Genomic DNA, 17,431 nt, shown 5'->3' with positions numbered 1-17,431 from the left:
GGCGCCTACTCGGCCTCGATCCCGGCCGCCTTGACGATGCGGCCCCACTTCTGCGATTCGGCGGCCTGGAACTTCGCCAGCTCCTCGGGCGAGCTGGTGAAGACCTCGGTGCCGGTGGGTTCGTAGAACGCGGTCTTCGCGGCCTCGCTCCTTGCGGCCTTCACCAGCAGTTCATTGAGGCGCTTGACCACCGCGGGCGGGGTCTTCGCCGGGGCGTAGGCGGCGAACCAATAGCCCATCTCGTAGCCCTTCACGCCGGCCTCGGCGATGGTCGGCACATCGGGCTCCAGCGGCGAACGCTTGGCGCCCGAGACGCCCAGCGCGCGCAGCTTGCCGGCCTTGACCTGCGGCAGGCCGGTGGCGGTGTCGGTGATCATCATGTGGATCTGGCCGCCCAGCAGGTCTGTCACGGCCAGCGTGTTGCTCTTGTAGGGCACGTGCAGCAGCTGGATGCCGGCCATCTGCTGCAGCAGCTCGCCGGCCATGCGGCTCGACGAACTGCCGCTGCCGAAGCTGTACTTGCCCGGGTCCTTCTTCGCCAGCGCGATGAACTCGGCGACGCTCTTGGCCGGAAACGAGGGATTGACCACCATGATCTGCCCGCCCTTGCCGAGCGCGGCGACCGGCGCGTAGTCCTTCACCGGGTCGTAGGGCAGCTTCTTGAACAGGTGCTCGTTGGCCGCGTGGGTGGTGTTGGTGGTGATCAGCACGGTGTAGCCGTCGGCCGGGGCCTTGGCGACCTGCTGCGAGGCGATGAAGCCGCTGGCGCCGGCCTTGTTGTCGATCACCACCGGCTGCTTGGTCTCTGCCGTGATGCCGTTGCCCAGCGCGCGCGCGATCTGGTCGGTCGCGGTGCCGGCAGCGAACGGAACCACGAAGGTGATGGCCTTGTCGGGGAAGGCCTGGGCCTGGCCCAGCATGGGCGCAAGGGCCAGGGCGGCGGCGACCAGCACGGTTGGTTTGAGGCTTTTCATTGTCTGTCTCCGGGAAGTTGGAATGGTTCGAAAGCGAGAAGAATCAGTCACTCAGGGCGGCGCCTGGCCGACAAGCTCCCGGGCCAGCGACGGCGGCACCTCGATCGGCATGTCGAGCAGCAGGAAGGAGAGCGCCTTGCCGTGCGTGTCGAGGTTCAGCGCATCGTTGACGCCGCCGTCGAGCACGCCGTCGAGAACGAAGTTCATCGCCTGCAGCTTCGGCAGCAGGAAGCGCTGGACCCGGCTCGGCGAGCGATGGCGGAAGCAGGCCGCCACGCGCTCCGGCGTCAGCTGCGCCACCAGCAGCGGATACAGCGAGGGGTGCCAGGCGATGACGCTGATGTTGGAGCGGTCGCCCTTGTCGCCGGTGCGGCCGTGGGCGGCCCGGTAGAGCGGGACCGTGATGTCGTGGCTCATTGTGCTGGCTCCTCGAGCATTTCAAAACCCACCGGCACCGCCTCCCGCGGCAGCAGGCACGAGAGCGTGTTGAGCCGCGGCGTGAGCGTGGTGCGGACACCGCCGCCGCCGGCCGGCCCGCAGGTGTAGAGCGCCATGACCTCGCGCCCCAGCCGCTCGGCCTGGGCCCGCTCGGCATGGGTCGCGGCGACGCGCAGGCGGATGTCGCGCAAGCCCGAATCCGCGGTGGCGGCGAGCGCATGGCCGGCGTCGTCGCCCAGGATGCTGAGCGCGCCGATCAGGTCGACGCGCAACGCGAGGCCGTCGAGCCGCTGCCTCAGCACATCGGCCGCGAGCCGGGCGCGCGCCTCGGCGCGCGGGCCGGCATAGGAGATCTCGCCCTCGGCCAGCCAGCCGCCCTCATGGCAGACATTGACCTTGTAGTGGCTCGGCCGCGCATGGCCGCGCACGCCGCGCAGCGCCACCCGGTCGGGTCCCACCGCCTCGACTTCGGCTTCGGCGATGTCGGCCACGACGTCGGGTGTCAGGTAGCCGGCGGGATCGTGCACCTCGTAGAGCAACTGCTCCTTCACGGTGGCCTCGGTCACGAGGCCGCCGGTGCCACCCGCCTTGCCGATGACGCAGCGGCCGTCGGCATCGATCTCGGCGATCGGGAAGCCGACCTGCGCCAGGCCCGGCACGTCCTTGTAGCCCGGATCGGCGAAGTAGCCGCCGCACACCTGCGCGCCGCATTCCAGCAGATGGCCCGCCATCGTGGCGCGGCCGAGCTTGTCCCACTCGTCGCTGCGCCAGCCGAAGTGGGACATCGCCGGACCGACCGCGAGCGATGGATCGGCCACCCGGCCGCAGACCACCACCTGCGCCCCCGCGTCGAGCGCGGCGGCGATCGGCTCGGCACCGATGTAGGCGTTGGCACTGACCAGCCGGATGCCGTCCATGCGGTCGCCGAACTCACGCCGCAGCAGCGCGAGCTGCGCGGGCGCCGAGAGGTCGTCGCCCTGCACCACCGCGATCCTTGGCGGCGCGATGCCGAGCTCGCGCGCCAGCCGGGCGATGTGGCGGGCCGCGGCGCGCGGATGGGCGGCGCCGAAATTGCTCACTATGCGGATGCCATGCGCGAGGCAGCGCGCCAGCACCGGGCGCAGCATGGCGTCGAGCAGGGGCTCGTAGCCGGCCTCGGGGTCGGCGCGGCGGCGCAGCTGCGCCAGCGCCAGCGTGCGCTCGGCCAGGGTTTCGAAGATCAGGAAGGCGCGCTGGCCGGCGGGGCCTTGGGCCAGCCGCGCGATCAGCGTGTCGACGACCGGGCCGGCCGCGTCGGTGCGGTCGCCGGAGAAGCCGGCGGCACAGCCGATCAGGAGCGCGGGGTGGTCGATGCGGTTCATGGTGGTCGCACTTTAGTCCTGACAAAATCATCCGTGAAATCGAAAGTTCGGATAGATTCATCCAAGATTCAAATGAAACACCCGGACCTCTCCAGCCGACAGCTGCGCGCCTTCCTGACACTGGCCGACCAGCGCAATTTCACCCGTGCCGCCCAGGCCAGCCATTTGTCGCAGCCCGCCTTCAGCACCTTGATCCGCACGCTCGAAGAGGCGCTGGGCACCCGGCTGTTCGACCGCGACACGCGCAGCGTGCAGCTGACGCCCGAAGGCCGGCTGTTCGAAGGCCCGGCGCGGCGCCTGCTGGACGACATGGGCAGCGCGCTGGCCGACCTGGCCGACCACGTCGAACGACGCACGGGCCGGGTGCGGGTGGCGGCCCTGCCCTCGCTCGCGGCGGGCTGGCTGCCGGCGATCTTCAAGGAGTTCCAGCAGCGCTGGCCCGGCATCACGCTGGAACTCGACGACGCGCTGTCCGACGCCTGCATCGCGCTGCTGCGCGGCGGCCGGGTCGATTTCGCGCTTGCCGCCTCGGACGCGGGCACCGCATCGGCCAGCGACCTGGTGGCGCGCCGGCTCTGCAGCGATCGCTTCCACCTGGTCTGCCGCGCCGACCATCCGCTGGCCACCGAGCCGCGCCTGACCCTGAAGAAGCTCGCGCCCTGGCCCTTCATCCAGATGACGCGCAACAGCAGCGTGCGCCAGTCGATCGACGCGGTGCTGCACCCACTGCGGCTCAACGCCACCTTCGAGGTCGAGCATCTCGCGACCGTGATGGGGCTGGTCGAGGCCGGCCTGGGCATCAGCGCGGTGCCGGCGCTGACGCTGTTCCATTTCCGGCGCGAGACCCTGGCCACGCGGCCGCTGGTCCATGCGGCGCTGCAGCGCACGGTCCACATCGTGCGGCGGCGTGAAGGCAGCCTTTCGGTGGCGGCGCAGGCCCTGCACGACCTGATCGTCGCGCGGCTGGGCGGCCTCAAGCCCGGCTGAAGGGGCGCTTGTCGCGCACGTGGCGACCGCACATTCGGGCAAGACACCGGGGCCGGCTCCTACATGCGCAGCGCCGTTTCCTCGAACAATGAATCCACCCAATCACTGAAAGGTGGACATCATGAAGACGAGACTCTGGATCGTGGCCGCAGCGGCCACCGGCATCATGACCCTGGCCGGCTGCGCCGGCGGCCCCAACCAGCAACTCGGCACCGCGGGCGGCGCGGTCGGTGGCGCCTTGGTCGGCAATGCAATCGGCGGCAACACCGCGGCCACGGTCGGTGGCGCGGCGGTCGGCGGCCTGATCGGCAACCAGGTCGGCAAGAGCGTCGACGAGCGCAACTACCAGCGCCGCTACTACCCGCAGAACAGCTACTACCCGAACAACGGCCCAAGCTACTGAGCCGCCCGATCCTGGTGAACGAAAGGCGCGCCCACGGGTGCGCTTTTTCATGCGCCGTGCAACGGCACGTATAAACGCGGCATGAGACAACTGACATCGCTTTTCAGCGTCGCCGCGGCGCTCGTGCTCGGTGCATGCGGATCGCCCGCACGCGCTCCGGCAACCTCAGGCATCGCCGCGCCGTCGAGCACCGCCTGCCCTGCCGGCATGCCTGCCAATACACGCTGCTACAGCGGGCAGGACAGCGCCGGTGCCTTCTTCTGGGTCGCGATCCCCGCCGACTGGAACCGCGTGCTCGTGATGCACGCGCATGGCGGCCCCGAGCTCGGCGCACCGACGCTGGAGCGTGCCACCGAGGACCTGCAGCGCTGGGCCGTCACGGTCAAGGCCGGCTATGCCTGGGCCGGCTCGACCTACCGCCGCGCCGGCTACGGCGTCACGATGGCGGCCGAGGACACCGAGCGCCTGCGCGCCTGGTTCGTGCAGAACTTCGGCACCCCGCGGCGCACCATTCTCCACGGCCAGAGCTATGGCGCCGGCGTTGCCACCAAGGCGGCCGAGCTCTATGCCCGGGTCGACAGCGGCAAGGGCCCGTACGACGGCCTGCTGCTGACCAGCGGCGTGCTGGGCGGCGGCACCCAGGCCTACGACTACCGGCTCGACCTGCGCGTGGTCTATCAATACGTCTGCAACAACCATCCGTTGCCGACCGAGCCCGCCTACCCGCTCTGGCAAGGCCTGCCGCGCGACTCGACATTGGGCCGCGCCGAACTGGCGCGGCGCATCGACGCCTGCACCGGCGTGCGCAAGCCCGCCACCGAGCGCAGCGCGCAGCAAAGTGCCAACCTGCAGGCGATCCTCTCCACCGTCAAGATCCCGGAGCGCTCGCTGGTCGCCAACATGAACTGGTCGACCTTCCTGTTCCGCGACCTGGTGCAGGAGCGGCTCGACGGCGGCAATCCCTTCGGCAACATCGGCGCCGTCTACAGCGGCTCGCGCGACGACCCACTGCTCAACACCGCGGTGCTGCGCTATCGGGCCGACCCGGCGGCAGTGGCCAGGCTGGCGGCCGACAGCGACCCGACCGGCCGGGTCGACATTCCGACCTTGAGCCTGCATGCCATCGACGACCCGACGGCGTTCGTGGAACTCGAATCGGCCTACCGCACGGTGCGCGAACGCGCCGGCACGGCCGACTTGCTGGTACAGACCTTCAGCCGCGAATCGGAGCACAGCTATCTGAGCGATGCCGAATACCCGGCGCTGTTCGCTGCGCTGCTCGACTGGATCGACCACGGCACGAAGCCGACGCCGGCCGACGTCGCGGCCCGCTGCACGAGCTTCGAGCCGGCCTTCGGCAAGGGTTGCCGCATCGATCCGGCTTACGCGCCGCAGCCGCTGTCGGCGCGCGTGCCGGCGCGCCAGCGGCCGTAGCGAGACTTCAGCGGACGGCCGAAGTGCGGCGGGCGCGCCAGGCGCCGAACAGCGCGATCAGCCCCGGCACCAGGATCAGCGCCCAGATGACCTTCTCCAGGTTGTCCTTGACGATCGGAAGGTTGCCGAAGAAGAAGCCGATGGTGCACAGGCCCACCACCCACAGCAGCGCACCCGCGATGTTGAACAAGGTGAACTTGGTGCGCGTCATGTCGGCCACCCCCGCCACGAAGGGCGCGAAAGTGCGGATGAAGGGCAGGAAGCGGGCCGCGATGATGGTCACGCCGCCGTAGCGCTCATAGAACGCGTGCGCCTGGTCGAAGGCCCGGCGGTTGAAGAAGCGCGAGCTCTCCCACTGGAACACCTTGGGCCCGAAGAAGCGACCGATGCTGAAGTTGCACTGGTCGCCCAGGATCGCCGCCGCCAGCAGGATCGGCACCGCCAGTCCGAAGCTCATCAGGCCCGCGCCGCACAGCGCACCGACGATGAACAGCAGCGAATCGCCGGGCAGGAAGGGCATCACCACCAGCCCGGTCTCGACGAACACGATCAGGAACAGCAGCGCGTAGACCCAGGTGCCGTAGGCGATGACGAAGGCTTCGAGATGTTTGTCGACATGCAGGATGAAGTCGATGAGAAAGCTGATGATTTCCATGGCGCGCATTATCCCGGTGCGGCGCGACAGGCCCTTCTAGAATGTCCCCGTGAGTGCTCTCCCCTCTTCCCTCGCCCCTGCCGAGCGGCGCCCGATCCGCGAACTCCCCGACGAACTGATCAGCCAGATCGCGGCCGGTGAAGTGGTCGAGCGGCCGGCCTCCGTGGTGCGCGAACTGCTCGACAACGCGCTCGATGCCGGGGCCCGGCAGATCACGGTGCGGCTCTCGGCGGGCGGCGTGCGGCTGATTTCGGTCGAGGACGATGGCCTCGGCCTGCCGCGCGAAGAGTTGCCGCTGGCGCTGCGCCGCCACGCCACCAGCAAGATCGCCAGCCTGAACGACCTCGAGACCGTCGGCACGATGGGCTTTCGCGGCGAGGCGCTGGCCGCCATCAACGCGATCGCCGAGCTCAGCGTGCTGTCGCGCTTCAGCGGTGCCGACGGTGCCTTCGCGCTCGACGGCCGCACCGGCGAACTGCGCCCGGTGGCACGCGCCACGGGCACCACGGTCGAGGTCCGCGAATTGTTCTTCGCCACGCCGGCACGGCGCAAGTTCCTGAAGACCGATGCCACCGAACTGGCCCACTGCATCGAGGCGGTCCGTCGCCACGCGCTGGCACGCCCGGAGGTCGGCTTCTCGATCTGGCACGACGGCCGCCTGGTCGAGCAGTGGCGCGCCGCCACCGGGCGCGACCAGCGCCTGGCCGACACGCTCGGCGACGACTTCGTGAAGCACAGCGTCGTGGTCGAGCGCGAAGGCGGCCCGGTGCGGGTCAGCGGCCGCGCCGGCATTCCGGACGCGGCCCGCTCGCGCGCCGACCAGCAGTTCTTCTACGTCAACGGCCGCTTCGTGCGCGACAAGGTGCTGGCCCACGCGGTGCGCAGCGCCTACGAGGACGTGCTGCACGGCCAGCGCCAGCCGGTCTACGCGCTGTACCTCGAGATCGACCCGGCGCGGGTCGACGTCAACGTCCACCCGACCAAGATCGAGGTGCGCTTCCGCGACGGCCGCGAGGTGCACCAGGCGGTGCGCCACGCGATCGAGGACGCCCTGGCCGCACCGCGGGCCGGCGACGCGGTGGCGGCACCGGCCGAGCCGTTCTTCAAGCCCCGGCTGGCGCCGGCCTCGGCGTCGTGGACGCAGCCCGGCATGCAGTTCGGTGCCGAACGCGGGCTGGGCGACGCGGCGGCGATGTGGCCGGCCGAGCGGCGCGAAACACCCGCTGCGTTTCCGCAACCCGTTGTCGCCTCGGAGCGCGCTCCCGAGCTGGCGGCGCAGCCTGCAGGCGCCCAGCCTCGGTCCGAACCCGCCAGCGCCGAAGCCTGGCCCCTGGGCCGCGCCCTGGCCCAGTTGCAGGGCATCTACATCCTGGCCGAGAACAGCCAGGGGCTGGTCATCGTCGACATGCACGCCGCCCACGAGCGCATCGTGTACGAGCGCCTGAAGACCCAGCTCGACGGCGCGGCCATCAGCAGCCAGCCGCTGCTCATCCCCGCCACTTTCGCCGCCACCCCTCAGGAAGTGGCGACCGCCGAGGCCTGCGTGGCGGTGCTGCCCGCACTCGGACTCGAGATCACGCCGTTCTCGCCGCGCACCCTGGCGGTGCGCGCCGTGCCTGGCACCCTCGCCGACGGCGACCCGGTCGAGCTGGCGCGCAGCGTGCTGGCCGAACTGGCGCTCCACGACGCCAGCACCGTGGTCCAGCGGGCCCAGAACGAGTTGCTGTCCACCATGGCCTGCCACGGCGCGGTGCGCGCCAACCGCAAGCTGACGCTCGACGAAATGAACGCGCTGCTGCGCCAGATGGAGGCCACCGAGCGCTCCGACCAGTGCAACCACGGCCGGCCGACCTGGCGCCAGTTGTCGGTCCGCGAGCTCGACGCGCTCTTCCTGCGCGGGCGCTGAGCAAGCTTTTCCTCCGCTTACATTTCGCGGAAACAAGTCGGAAAGCAGCCAAAAGCGTTACAAATACTAGGGTTTACCGGGTCATCGACCCGGTCGGCACGACCGTTGCATAGGGTCTGTTGTTGAACTTTCGGGCTCACCGCCTGTCCTTCAGCCTTCTATGAAATCCTGGTCACTCGTCGCCTCCGCCACTGCCCTGGTCGCCCTGCTGGCCGGCGGCTGTTCGACCCTCGACGAGCGCCAGCGCGAATGGATCTTCCAGCCGAGCGACCGCAGCTGGGGCAATTCGGAAGCCATGAGCCAGGGCATGGACGACGTCTGGATCGATTTCAAGTCGTCGCTCACCGGCGAGCCAGCGCGCCTGCATGGCCTGTGGCTGGGCGGCGCGCCGGAATCGGCCGACACGCCGGTGCTGCTCTACCTGCACGGCGCACGCTACAACGTCGCCGGCTCGGCGCCGCGCATGCGCCGCATGCACGAACTGGGCTTCTCGGTGCTGGCCATCGACTACCGCGGCTTCGGCAAGAGTTCCGCCGGCCTGCCCTCGGAGGACTCGGCGCGCGAGGATGCGCTGGCGGCATGGACCTGGCTCGCCGCCCACCATCCGAAGCAGCGGCGCTACATCTTCGGCCACTCGCTCGGCGGCGCCATCGGCATCGACCTGGCCTCGCGCGTGAACGACGAGAGCGGCACCATCGTCGAAAGCACCTTCACCTCGATCGCCGACGTGGCCAGCAGCTTCAAGTGGGGCTGGCTGCCCGTCAGGCCCTTCATCACCCAGCGCTTCGAGGCCATCAGCAAGGTCAAGGACATCGGCGCCCCGCTGCTGGTGGTGCACGGCGCGGCCGACAGCCTGATCAACCCGACCCTGGGCCGCAAGCTCTACGACGCCGCGACCGTGCCGAAGATGTTCGTGCTGGTCGAGGGCGGCTCGCACCACAACGCCAATTCGATCGGCCAGGCGCAATACCGCGCGGCCCTGTCTCAGCTCTTTCGCATGAAGGAGCCCCCGACCGAGACGGCCGTCCAGGGCGGCGAAACGCCGATGCCGCCGGCGGCGCTGCCGTCGCCGCCGACACCCACGCCCGCGGAAACCACCGCGCTGCGCCCGCACCCACCCACGCCGGCGATCTGAGCCGCCTCGGCGGCGCGTTTGTTAACCTCGGGCGCATGCCGCCTCCTGCCGCCACGGCCCTTCCCCGCACCGCTCCGTCCAACTCGGGCGCCCTGCGCTACGTGGCGCTCGCCGGACCGACCGCCGCGGGCAAGACCGCGGCCGCCCTGGCGATCGCGCGCCGGCGGCCGGTCGAGATCGTCAGCGTCGACTCGGCGCTGGTCTACCGCGGGATGGACATCGGCACCGCCAAGCCCAGCGCGGCCGAGCGGGCCGAGGTGCCGCACCACCTGATCGACATCCGCGACCCGCGCGAGGCCTACAGCGCGGCCGCCTTCGTCGCCGACGCCCGGCGCCTGATCGCGGAAATCTCGGCGCGCGGCAAGCTGGCGCTGCTGGTGGGCGGCACGATGCTCTACTTCAAGGCGCTCGCCGACGGCCTCGACGCCATGCCCGCGGCCGACCCGGCGCTGCGGCGGCAGCTCGAGGCCGAGGCCGCAACGCTGGGCTGGCCCGCGATGCACGCGCGGCTGGCCGAGGTCGACGCGGTCACGGCAGCGCGGCTGTCGCCCAACGACGGCCAGCGCATACAGCGCGCGCTCGAGGTCTGGCATGCGAGCGGCCGAGCGCTCGCTAGCTTTCACGCCGCGACGCAGTCCGGCGGCGGAACGCCGGCCACCGCCCTGTTCTCGCTCGAGCCCACCGAGCGCGCCTGGCTGAATGCGCGCATCGAGGCCCGCTTCGACGCCATGCTCTCCGACGGCTTCATCGCGGAGGTGCAGGCGCTGCGCGCCCGCGGCGACCTGGTGGCCGACCTGCCGTCGATGCGCTGCGTGGGCTATCGCCAGACCTGGGAAGCGCTCGACGGCGCGTGGCCGATCACCGAACTGCGCGAGCGCGGCATCGCCGCCACGCGCCAGCTCGCCAAGCGCCAGATGACCTGGCTGCGCAGCATGCCGGGGCGCCATGTGATTGCGGCCGAGGCACCGGATGCGATCGCGCAGGTGGTCCGCCAGGTGCTCGAGATCGCATGACGCTGCGCATCACCGACCTGGGCAAGCGCTATGCAGAGACGCCGGTGTTCGAGCACGTCACGCTCGAGGTCGCCGACGGCGAGTTCGTGGCGATCGTCGGCGAGTCGGGCGTCGGCAAGTCGACCCTGCTCAACTGCATGGCCGGCCTCGACAGCTGGGACGCCGGCCGCGTGGTTCACGACGGCACCGACATCGGCACGCTCGACGCCGATGCGCGCGCGCTCTGGCGGCGCCGGCATGTCGGCTTCGTGTTCCAGGCCTTCCATGTGCTGCCGCACCTGGACGTGGCGCAGAACGTCGCGCTGCCGCTGATGCTGCTGGGGCGCAATGACCCGCCGCGGGTGGCCGGCATGCTCGACGCCGTCGGCCTCGCCGGCCTGGGCCCGCGCCTGCCGCAGCAATTGAGCGGCGGCCAGCTGCAGCGCGTCGCGATTGCCCGCGCCTTGATCCATGCGCCCGCGCTGCTGCTGGCCGACGAGCCCACCGGCAACCTCGACCCGGGCACCGCGGCGCGGGTGATGGACGTGCTGCTGGCCCAGACGCGCGCCCAGGGCGCGTCGCTGGTGCTGGTGACCCACTCCGAAACCGCGGCCGCGCGCGCCGACAGGGTGCTGCATTTGAGCGCTGAAGGGATTCGGGTCTGATTCGGCTTTCCTGGGTCGGGGCGGGCTCACGCCGACGGTGGTTCATCCTCGGCCAGCACGACACGGCGCCACCCGGTGCCCTCGGCACGCGCCCCTGCAAAGTGTTGTCGCGGATCAGGCAGCTCTAGCTACCCGCCAGCAGCGCAGCGTAGCGGCCCAGGTCGACATTGCCCCCGCTCACGATCACGCCGACCCGCTGTCCGCGGATCGCCTCGCCGGCTGCACAGGCTGCCGCGAAGGCCAGGCAGCCGGTCGGCTCCACCACCATCTTCATGCGCTCGGCAAAGAAGCGCATGCCGTCCACCAGCTGCGCGTCGCTGACCGTGAAGATGTCCGTGACGTCGCGCCGGATGATGCCGAAGGTGTATTCGCCCAGGTGCTGCGTCTGGGCGCCGTCGGCGATGGTCTTCGGCGTCTCGATGGTGACGATGCGGCCGGCCCGCAGCGACTGCTGGCCGTCGTTGCCGGCCTCGGGCTCGACCCCGAAGACCTTGCAGCCGGGCGACAGCGCGCGTGCCGACAGGGCCGAGCCGCTGGTCAGGCCACCGCCGCCGAGGCAGACGTAGAGCGCATCGAGCGCGCCGACTTCCTCGATCAGTTCCTTGGCCGCCGTGCCCTGGCCGGCGATCACGTCCGGATGGTCGTAGGGCGGGATCAGCGTCATGCCGCGCTCCGCCGCCAGCCGGCGGGTCAGGGCCTCGCGGTCTTCGGTGAAGCGGTCGTACTGCACCACCTCCGCGCCGTACTCGCGGGTCGCGGCGAGCTTGGCGGCGGGAGCGTCGTTCGGCATCACGATCACCGCCGGCATGCCCAGCAGGCGGGCCGACAGCGCCACCGCCTGCGCGTGGTTGCCGGACGAAAACGCGATGGCGCCGGCGCGGCGCTGCGCCGCATCGAACTTGGCAAGGGCATTGAACGCGCCGCGAAACTTGAAGGCGCCCATGCGCTGGAAGTTCTCGCACTTGAAGAAGAACTGCGCGCCCCAGCGCGCGTCGGCGGTGGCGGAGCGCAGCACCGGCGTGCGGTGCGCCTGCCCTTCGAGCCGCGCGGCCGCGGCGATCACGTCGTCGTAGGTCGGGAGTGTGTGCATGGCGGCGAGCTTACTGCGGCGGCGGCGGAAAAAAACGCGTCGCCTGCCGCACACTGTCGAAACGCGCCCCGCTGCGCCGTCATTGCAGTGAGCGATCCTGCTCTTGTGACTTTCCCGGAGGTTCCATGCAATACATGCTGATGTTCTACCAACCCCAGTCCGAGTTCGACCAGCGCGACGAGGCGGCGGCCCAGGCTTACCGTGCCGGCTGGATGGACTACGTGGGCGCGATCCGCCAGGCCGGCGTGGTGCAGAACGGCCACGGCCTGCACCCGCCGCTGACCGGCACCACGCTGCGCGTGCGCGGCGACAAGCGCCAGGTGCAGGACGGCCCCTTCGCCGACAGCAAGGAGCAGCTCGGCGGCTACTTCGTGATCGACGTCCCCGACCTCGACGCAGCCCTCGAATGGGCCGCGCGCGCGCCCTGCGCGAGCACCGGCGGCGTCGAGGTGCGCCCGGTGTTCACGGCCCCGACGATGTGACGGACGACCCGCTGCACGCAGCGCACGCGGCCGCCGAAGGCGCGGCCCGCCGGTCCTATGGCCGGCTGGTCGCCATCCTGTCGGCGCGCACCCGTGACATCGCGGCCTCGGAAGACGCGCTCGCCGATGCCTTCGCGCGGGCGCTCGAACGCTGGCCGGTCGACGGCGTGCCGGCGCAGCCGGAGGCCTGGCTGCTGCAGGTGGCGCGCCACCGGACGCTCGACGCCTGGCGGCATAGCCGGGTGCAGGACGAGGCCGCGCAGACCCTGCTGCTGCTGGCCGACGAGGTCGGCGACGACCCGGCCTTCAGCGAGACGGTGCCCGACGAACGGCTGCGCCTGTTCTTCGTCTGCGCCCATCCGGCCATCGATGCCGCGGCGCGCGCCCCGCTGATGCTGCAGACCGTGCTCGGGCTCGACGCCGCCCGCATGGCCGGCGCCTTCCTCAGTGCGCCGGCGACGCTGGGCCAGCGCCTGGTGCGGGCCAAGGCGCGCGTGCGGGCGGCCGGCATCCCCTTCGAATTCCCGCGCGCGCCCGACCTGCCGCAACGCCTTCAGGACGTGCTCGACGGCATCTACGCGGCCTACGGCACCGGCTGGGACGACGTCGACGGCGCCGATGCCTCGCAGCGCGGCCTCACGGCCGAGGCGATCGAACTCGGCCGCATCCTCTGCGGCCTGATGCCGGCCGAAGCGGAGCCACTGGGCCTGCTGGCCCTCATGCTGTTCTGCGAAAGCCGCGCCGCCGCCCGGCGCAGCGCCGACGGCGTCTACGTGCCGCTGGACGCGCAGGACATCGCGCGCTGGAACCGGCCGCTGCGCGACCAGGCCGAGCAGGCGCTGCGGCAGGCCGCCGCCCTCGGCGCCTTCGGCCCCTACCAGATCGAGGCCGCGATCCAGTCGGCTCACTGCGCGCGCCGTCTCGGTGCGCAGGTCCCCCCCGATGCCCTGGTGGCGCTCTACGACGGCCTGCTCGCCCTGCGCCCCAACACCGGCGCCCGGGTCAGCCGGGCCTGCGCGGTGGCCGAGGCCCGGGGGCCGGCCGCGGGCCTGCGCGAGCTCGATGCCATGCCGGCCGCCGAGATCGCGAGCTACCAGCCCTTCTGGGCCGCGCGCGCCCACCTGCTGGGCCGCGACGGCCAGGCCGCCGAGGCGCGCCTGGCCTATGCCCGTGCGGCCGGGCTGAGCGCCAGCCCCGCCGTGCGGGCCTGGCTGGCCGCCGCGTCGGAGCGGCTCTGACTTCGCCCAGCCGGCGCATCGCGCAGAATGAGCCGCGATGAAGGCCTTGCTGCTCACCTTCTCCTGGCAGGAGCTGCGCCACCACCCGTGGCGCAACGTGGCCGCGGTCGTCGCCGTCATGCTGGGCGTCGCGCTGGCCTTCTCGGTGCAGTTGATCAATGCCTCGGCGCTCGATGAATTCTCGAGTGCGGTGCGCTCGGTCAACGGCCAACCCGATCTCGAATTGCGCGCCGCCCAGGGCAGCTTCGACGAAGCCCTGCTCGGGCAGGTCGCGCGGCATCCGCAGGTCGCGCTGGCGAGCCCGGTGCTCGAGCTGCCCAGCGTCGCCCAGATCGGCGATCGCCGGCTGCCGCTGCGGGTCGTCGGCATCGACGCGCTGGCACTGCCGACCATCGCACCGGCCCTGATGCCAAGGCTGGCCGACGGCGCCGACCGGTTCTCGCTGTTCGCGCCCGGCCAGGTGTTTCTCAACGCCGCCGCGCGCAAGGCCACCGGCGACCAGGCCACCCAGCTGCAGCTGCGCGCCGGCACCCAATGGCACCCACTCCAGATCGCCGGCCAGGTTGCGGCCGGCGGCCCCGCGCTGGCCGTGATGGACATCGGCGCCGCGCAGGACCTGTTCGGCCGCGGCGGCCAGCTCACGCGCATCGACCTGCGGTTGGCACCGGGCACCGGGCACGCGGACTTCATCCGTTCGCTGCGGCAGTCGCCGGGCTGGCCAAGCGGCATCCAGGTCGCCGAACCGGGCGATGCCGCCGAACGCGTGAGCAACCTGTCGCGCGCCTACCGCGTCAACCTCACGGTTCTGGCCCTGGTGGCCCTGTTCACCGGCGCCTTCCTCGTGTTCTCGGTGCTCGCGCTCAGCGTCGCCAAGCGCGCGCAGCAGTTCGCGCTGCTCGGCGTGCTGGGCCTGACGCCGCGCGAGCGGCTGCGGCTGGTGCTGGCCGAATCGCTGGTGCTCGGGCTGATCGGCAGTGCGGCCGGCATCGCCCTCGGCGCGACCTTGGCCGAGCTGGCGCTCAAGCTGCTGGGCGGCGACCTGGGCGGCGGCTATTTCGATGGCGTCGCGCCGACCCTGCGATGGAGCGCGCCCGCGGCGCTGACCTACGGCGCACTGGGCGTGCTGGCGGCGGGCGTCGGCGGCTGGTGGCCGGCGCGCGCCGCCCAGGCGCTGCCCGAGGCGCAGACGCTCAAGGGCCTGGGCACCGCGGCGGCAGGCGGCGGGACGCACCGTGTCGCACTGCTGCTGATCGCCGCCGGCGGCGCGCTGGCCATGGCACCGGCGATCCACGGCATTCCGATCGCGGCCTATCTGTCGGTCGGCTTCCTGCTGGTCGGCGGCATCACGGCGCTGCCATGGCTGATCGCTTGTGTCTACGACCGCCTTGCGCCTTTGGCCGCGAATCGTTTACTGCCGCTGCTGGCGATCGAGCGCGCCCGCCGCATGCGCGGCACCGCCGCGGTGGCGGTCAGCGGCGTGGTCGCGAGCCTGAGCCTGGCGGTGGCCCTGACCGTGATGGTCGCGAGCTTCCGGGACTCGGTCACGCGCTGGCTCGATGTCGTGCTGCCGGCCGACCTGTACCTGCGCAGCGCCGCCGGGCCCGGCGGCGAGCCGGCCCTGTTCCCGCAGGCCTTCGTTCAGGCGCTGGCGCAACTGCCCGGCGTGGCCCGCACCGGCACGCTGCGCACGCGGCCCCTGCTGATCGATCCGTCGCGGCCCGCGGTGACGCTGATCGCGCGCAGCCTCGACACCGAGGTCGGGCGCTCGATGCCGCTGCTCGGCGCCGCCCTGCCGGTGCCCGCCGGGCAGACCGGCATCTACGTCAGCGAGGCGATGGTCGAGCTCTACGGCGCCCGGCCCGGCGCCGCCTTCGAGCCGCTGGCGCGCGCCTGGGGCCCGGTGCCCGGCGGCCGCCCACCGGTCTTCTTCGTTGCCGGCATCTGGCGCGACTACGTGCGGCAGTTCGGCGCCATCACCATGGACGCCCGCGACTTCGAGCGCCTGACCGGCGACGCCGGCGCCAGCGACGTCGCGCTGTGGCTGGCGCCCGGCGCGGCCGAGGGCCCGGTGCAGCAGGCGGTGCAGGCGCTGGCCGCCCGCGAGGCGGCGGCGGCCGAACCGGTCGAGATCTCGTCGGTGGCCCAGATCCGCGCCACCTCGCTGCGCATCTTCGACCGCAGCTTCGCGGTCACCTACTGGCTGCAGGCGGTCGCTATCGCGATCGGCCTGTTCGGCATCGCGGCCAGCTTCAGCGCCCAGGTGCTGGCGCGGCGCAAAGAATTCGGCCTGCTCGTGCACCTGGGCTTCACGCGGGCCCAGGTACTGGCGATCGTGGCCGGCGAAGGCGCGGCCTGGACCGCGATCGGCGCGGTCGCAGGCTTGCTGCTCGGGCTGGCGGTGTCGGTGGTTCTGGTTCACGTGGTCAACCCGCAGAGCTTCCACTGGACCATGGACCTGCTGCTGCCCTGGGCCCGGCTGGCCGCGCTGTGCGCCGCGGTGGTCGCCGCCGGCACGGTCACGGCCTGGCTGGCCGGCCGCGCCGCCGCTGGACGCGATGCGGTGCTGGCGGTCAAGGAGGACTGGTGAGCCGGTCCCCGATGCGTCCGGGCGGCGCCGCCGGGTGGTCGCGCCGCGCCCTGCTGCTCTCGGCGCTCGCGGCCCCCATGGCCTGGGCGCTGCCGGCGCGCACGCTGCAGTTCCCGCGCGACTACGGCAGCCACCCCGAGCTGCGCACCGAGTGGTGGTACATCACCGGCCATGCCCGCGCCGGTGCGCGCGAATTCGGCTTCCAGCTGACCTTCTTCCGCTCGCGAATCGATGCGACCCAAGCCATGCGTTCCGCCTTCGCGGCGAAGCAGTTGATCTTCGCGCACGCGGCCATCACCGATCTCGATGGCCGCAAGCTGTGGCACGACCAGCGCATCGCACGCGAAGGCTTCGGCATCGCATCCGCTTCCGAAGCCGACACCGACCTGCGCCTGCGCGACTGGTCCTTGCAGCGCGACGGCGGCGGCTATGCGGCGCGGCTGCCGGCCACCGGCTTCGCGATCGACCTGCGCTTCGCGCCCACCCAGCCGGTGCTGCTGCAGGGCAGCGCCGGCATGTCGCGCAAGGGGCCCGAGCCCGAACAGGCGAGCTACTACTACAGCGAGCCGCAACTCGCGGCCACGGGCAGCCTGACGGTGCAAGGGAAGCGCTTCGAGGTCCAGGGCCGCGCCTGGCTGGACCATGAATGGAGCGAGGCACTGATGCATCCCGAGGCCACGGGCTGGGACTGGATCGGGATGAACCTCTTCGACGGCGGCGCGTTAACCGCATTCCGCCTGCGGCGGCGCGACGGATCAGCCCTGTGGCACGGCGGCTCGCTGCGTACGGCCGACGGACGGCTGCAGGTGTTCGGGCCCGACGCGCTGCGCTTCGAGCCGCTGCACCGCTGGACCAGCCCGCGCACCCGCGCGGTCTATCCGACGCAATGGCGCATCCACACGCCGGCCGGTGTCTTCACGGTGCGCGCGCTGCTCGACGACCAGGAGCTCGACGGCCAGGGCTCGACCGGGACGGTGTACTGGGAAGGACTGAGCGAACTGCTCGATGCGGACGGCAAGCCGGTGGGGCGCGGCTACCTGGAGCTCACCGGGTATGCGCAGGCGTTGAAGCTCTGAGTTGTCAA

The 17,431-nt window shown here is 71.6% G+C and carries 16 protein-coding genes; 11 read left to right on the top strand and 5 right to left on the bottom strand.

Annotated features, from left to right (window positions below; genetic code table 11):
* Positions 1–5 precede the first annotated feature (5 nt).
* Genes QTI17_RS08530 through QTI17_RS08520 form a run of 3 tightly spaced genes read right to left on the bottom strand, consistent with a single transcriptional unit; the run spans position 6 to position 2,773 of the window.
* Entirely contained in the window at positions 6–974 is a 969-nt protein-coding gene (locus tag QTI17_RS08530; RefSeq protein ID WP_286532310.1) for a Bug family tripartite tricarboxylate transporter substrate binding protein, read from the bottom strand.
* 51 nt (positions 975–1,025) lie between these two features.
* Positions 1,026–1,391 (bottom strand): AtuA-related protein, encoded by a 366-nt coding sequence (locus tag QTI17_RS08525; protein WP_286532307.1) that lies wholly within the window; start codon positions 1,389–1,391, stop codon positions 1,026–1,028.
* On the bottom strand, positions 1,388–2,773 hold the full coding sequence (locus QTI17_RS08520; RefSeq protein ID WP_286532306.1) for an acyclic terpene utilization AtuA family protein: 1,386 nt from the start codon (positions 2,771–2,773) through the stop codon (positions 1,388–1,390). Before QTI17_RS08520 ends, QTI17_RS08525 begins: the two co-directional genes overlap by 4 nt.
* A gap of 72 nt (positions 2,774–2,845) precedes the next feature.
* Between QTI17_RS08520 and QTI17_RS08515 the strand changes: the two genes are divergently transcribed.
* The 3 genes from QTI17_RS08515 (at position 2,846) to QTI17_RS08505 (ending at position 5,597) form a co-directional block, all read left to right on the top strand.
* Positions 2,846–3,760: a LysR family transcriptional regulator gene (locus QTI17_RS08515; protein WP_286532303.1), complete on the top strand. Its 915-nt coding sequence runs from the start codon at positions 2,846–2,848 to the stop codon at positions 3,758–3,760.
* A 121-nt stretch (positions 3,761–3,881) separates the two neighbouring features.
* Positions 3,882–4,163 (top strand): YMGG-like glycine zipper-containing protein, encoded by a 282-nt coding sequence (locus tag QTI17_RS08510; RefSeq protein ID WP_286524841.1) that lies wholly within the window; start codon positions 3,882–3,884, stop codon positions 4,161–4,163.
* Positions 4,164–4,244: 81 nt separating this feature from the next.
* Positions 4,245–5,597: an alpha/beta hydrolase gene (locus tag QTI17_RS08505; RefSeq protein ID WP_503011031.1), complete on the top strand. Its 1,353-nt coding sequence runs from the start codon at positions 4,245–4,247 to the stop codon at positions 5,595–5,597.
* A 7-nt stretch (positions 5,598–5,604) separates the two neighbouring features.
* Here QTI17_RS08505 and QTI17_RS08500 read toward each other — a convergent pair whose 3' ends face one another.
* Complete coding sequence (locus QTI17_RS08500) at positions 5,605–6,252, bottom strand: DedA family protein (RefSeq protein WP_286532296.1); 648 nt, start codon at positions 6,250–6,252, stop codon at positions 5,605–5,607.
* A gap of 49 nt (positions 6,253–6,301) precedes the next feature.
* Between QTI17_RS08500 and mutL the strand changes: the two genes are divergently transcribed.
* The 4 genes from mutL (at position 6,302) to QTI17_RS08480 (ending at position 10,950) form a co-directional block, all read left to right on the top strand.
* Positions 6,302–8,158, top strand: a complete 1,857-nt coding sequence (gene mutL / locus QTI17_RS08495) for a DNA mismatch repair endonuclease MutL (protein ID WP_286532293.1) — start codon at positions 6,302–6,304, stop codon at positions 8,156–8,158.
* A 160-nt stretch (positions 8,159–8,318) separates the two neighbouring features.
* Positions 8,319–9,293: an alpha/beta hydrolase gene (locus QTI17_RS08490; RefSeq protein ID WP_286532290.1), complete on the top strand. Its 975-nt coding sequence runs from the start codon at positions 8,319–8,321 to the stop codon at positions 9,291–9,293.
* A gap of 35 nt (positions 9,294–9,328) precedes the next feature.
* Positions 9,329–10,306 (top strand): tRNA (adenosine(37)-N6)-dimethylallyltransferase MiaA, encoded by a 978-nt coding sequence (gene miaA, locus QTI17_RS08485; protein ID WP_286532287.1) that lies wholly within the window; start codon positions 9,329–9,331, stop codon positions 10,304–10,306.
* On the top strand, positions 10,303–10,950 hold the full coding sequence (locus QTI17_RS08480) for an ABC transporter ATP-binding protein (RefSeq protein WP_286532285.1): 648 nt from the start codon (positions 10,303–10,305) through the stop codon (positions 10,948–10,950). Before miaA ends, QTI17_RS08480 begins: the two co-directional genes overlap by 4 nt.
* Before the next feature lie 124 nt (positions 10,951–11,074).
* Here QTI17_RS08480 and QTI17_RS08475 read toward each other — a convergent pair whose 3' ends face one another.
* Entirely contained in the window at positions 11,075–12,040 is a 966-nt protein-coding gene (locus QTI17_RS08475) for a threo-3-hydroxy-L-aspartate ammonia-lyase (RefSeq protein ID WP_286532282.1), read from the bottom strand.
* A 125-nt stretch (positions 12,041–12,165) separates the two neighbouring features.
* On the opposite strand from QTI17_RS08475, the gene QTI17_RS08470 reads away from it, so the two are divergent.
* The 4 genes from QTI17_RS08470 to QTI17_RS08455 are packed head-to-tail and all read left to right on the top strand — an operon-like array spanning position 12,166 to position 17,423.
* Entirely contained in the window at positions 12,166–12,522 is a 357-nt protein-coding gene (locus QTI17_RS08470; protein WP_286532279.1) for a YciI family protein, read from the top strand.
* Positions 12,519–13,760 (top strand): RNA polymerase sigma factor, encoded by a 1,242-nt coding sequence (locus QTI17_RS08465; RefSeq protein ID WP_286532277.1) that lies wholly within the window; start codon positions 12,519–12,521, stop codon positions 13,758–13,760. The genes QTI17_RS08470 and QTI17_RS08465 overlap by 4 nt, the downstream gene beginning before the upstream one ends.
* Before the next feature lie 37 nt (positions 13,761–13,797).
* Positions 13,798–16,347 carry an FtsX-like permease family protein gene (locus tag QTI17_RS08460; protein ID WP_286532275.1) on the top strand — a complete coding sequence of 850 codons (2,550 nt, stop codon included), beginning with the start codon at positions 13,798–13,800 and terminating at the stop codon, positions 16,345–16,347.
* Between the two features lie 11 nt (positions 16,348–16,358).
* Positions 16,359–17,423, top strand: a complete 1,065-nt coding sequence (locus QTI17_RS08455; protein ID WP_286533100.1) for a lipocalin-like domain-containing protein — start codon at positions 16,359–16,361, stop codon at positions 17,421–17,423.
* Positions 17,424–17,431 lie beyond the last annotated feature (8 nt).

The sequence above is a fragment of the Variovorax sp. J31P179 genome (assembly GCF_030316985.1).
Lineage (GTDB): Bacteria > Pseudomonadota > Gammaproteobacteria > Burkholderiales > Burkholderiaceae_C > Variovorax > Variovorax ginsengisoli_B.
Note: the sequence above shows the minus strand (reverse complement) of the source record. Positions and strands in the feature narration are given on the sequence as shown.

Coding starts and splice junctions, on each gene's coding strand:
- QTI17_RS08510 (WP_286524841.1), top strand. CDS start 3,882: ATGAAGACGAGACTCTGGATCGTGGCCGCAGCGGCCACCGGCATCATG.
- miaA (WP_286532287.1), top strand. CDS start 9,329: ATGCCGCCTCCTGCCGCCACGGCCCTTCCCCGCACCGCTCCGTCCAAC.
- QTI17_RS08460 (WP_286532275.1), top strand. CDS start 13,798: ATGAAGGCCTTGCTGCTCACCTTCTCCTGGCAGGAGCTGCGCCACCAC.
- QTI17_RS08470 (WP_286532279.1), top strand. CDS start 12,166: ATGCAATACATGCTGATGTTCTACCAACCCCAGTCCGAGTTCGACCAG.
- QTI17_RS08500 (WP_286532296.1), bottom strand. CDS start 6,252: ATGGAAATCATCAGCTTTCTCATCGACTTCATCCTGCATGTCGACAAA.
- QTI17_RS08520 (WP_286532306.1), bottom strand. CDS start 2,773: ATGAACCGCATCGACCACCCCGCGCTCCTGATCGGCTGTGCCGCCGGC.
- QTI17_RS08475 (WP_286532282.1), bottom strand. CDS start 12,040: ATGCACACACTCCCGACCTACGACGACGTGATCGCCGCGGCCGCGCGG.
- QTI17_RS08525 (WP_286532307.1), bottom strand. CDS start 1,391: ATGAGCCACGACATCACGGTCCCGCTCTACCGGGCCGCCCACGGCCGC.
- QTI17_RS08515 (WP_286532303.1), top strand. CDS start 2,846: ATGAAACACCCGGACCTCTCCAGCCGACAGCTGCGCGCCTTCCTGACA.
- QTI17_RS08455 (WP_286533100.1), top strand. CDS start 16,359: ATGCGTCCGGGCGGCGCCGCCGGGTGGTCGCGCCGCGCCCTGCTGCTC.
- QTI17_RS08490 (WP_286532290.1), top strand. CDS start 8,319: ATGAAATCCTGGTCACTCGTCGCCTCCGCCACTGCCCTGGTCGCCCTG.
- QTI17_RS08530 (WP_286532310.1), bottom strand. CDS start 974: ATGAAAAGCCTCAAACCAACCGTGCTGGTCGCCGCCGCCCTGGCCCTT.
- QTI17_RS08480 (WP_286532285.1), top strand. CDS start 10,303: ATGACGCTGCGCATCACCGACCTGGGCAAGCGCTATGCAGAGACGCCG.
- QTI17_RS08505 (WP_503011031.1), top strand. CDS start 4,245: ATGAGACAACTGACATCGCTTTTCAGCGTCGCCGCGGCGCTCGTGCTC.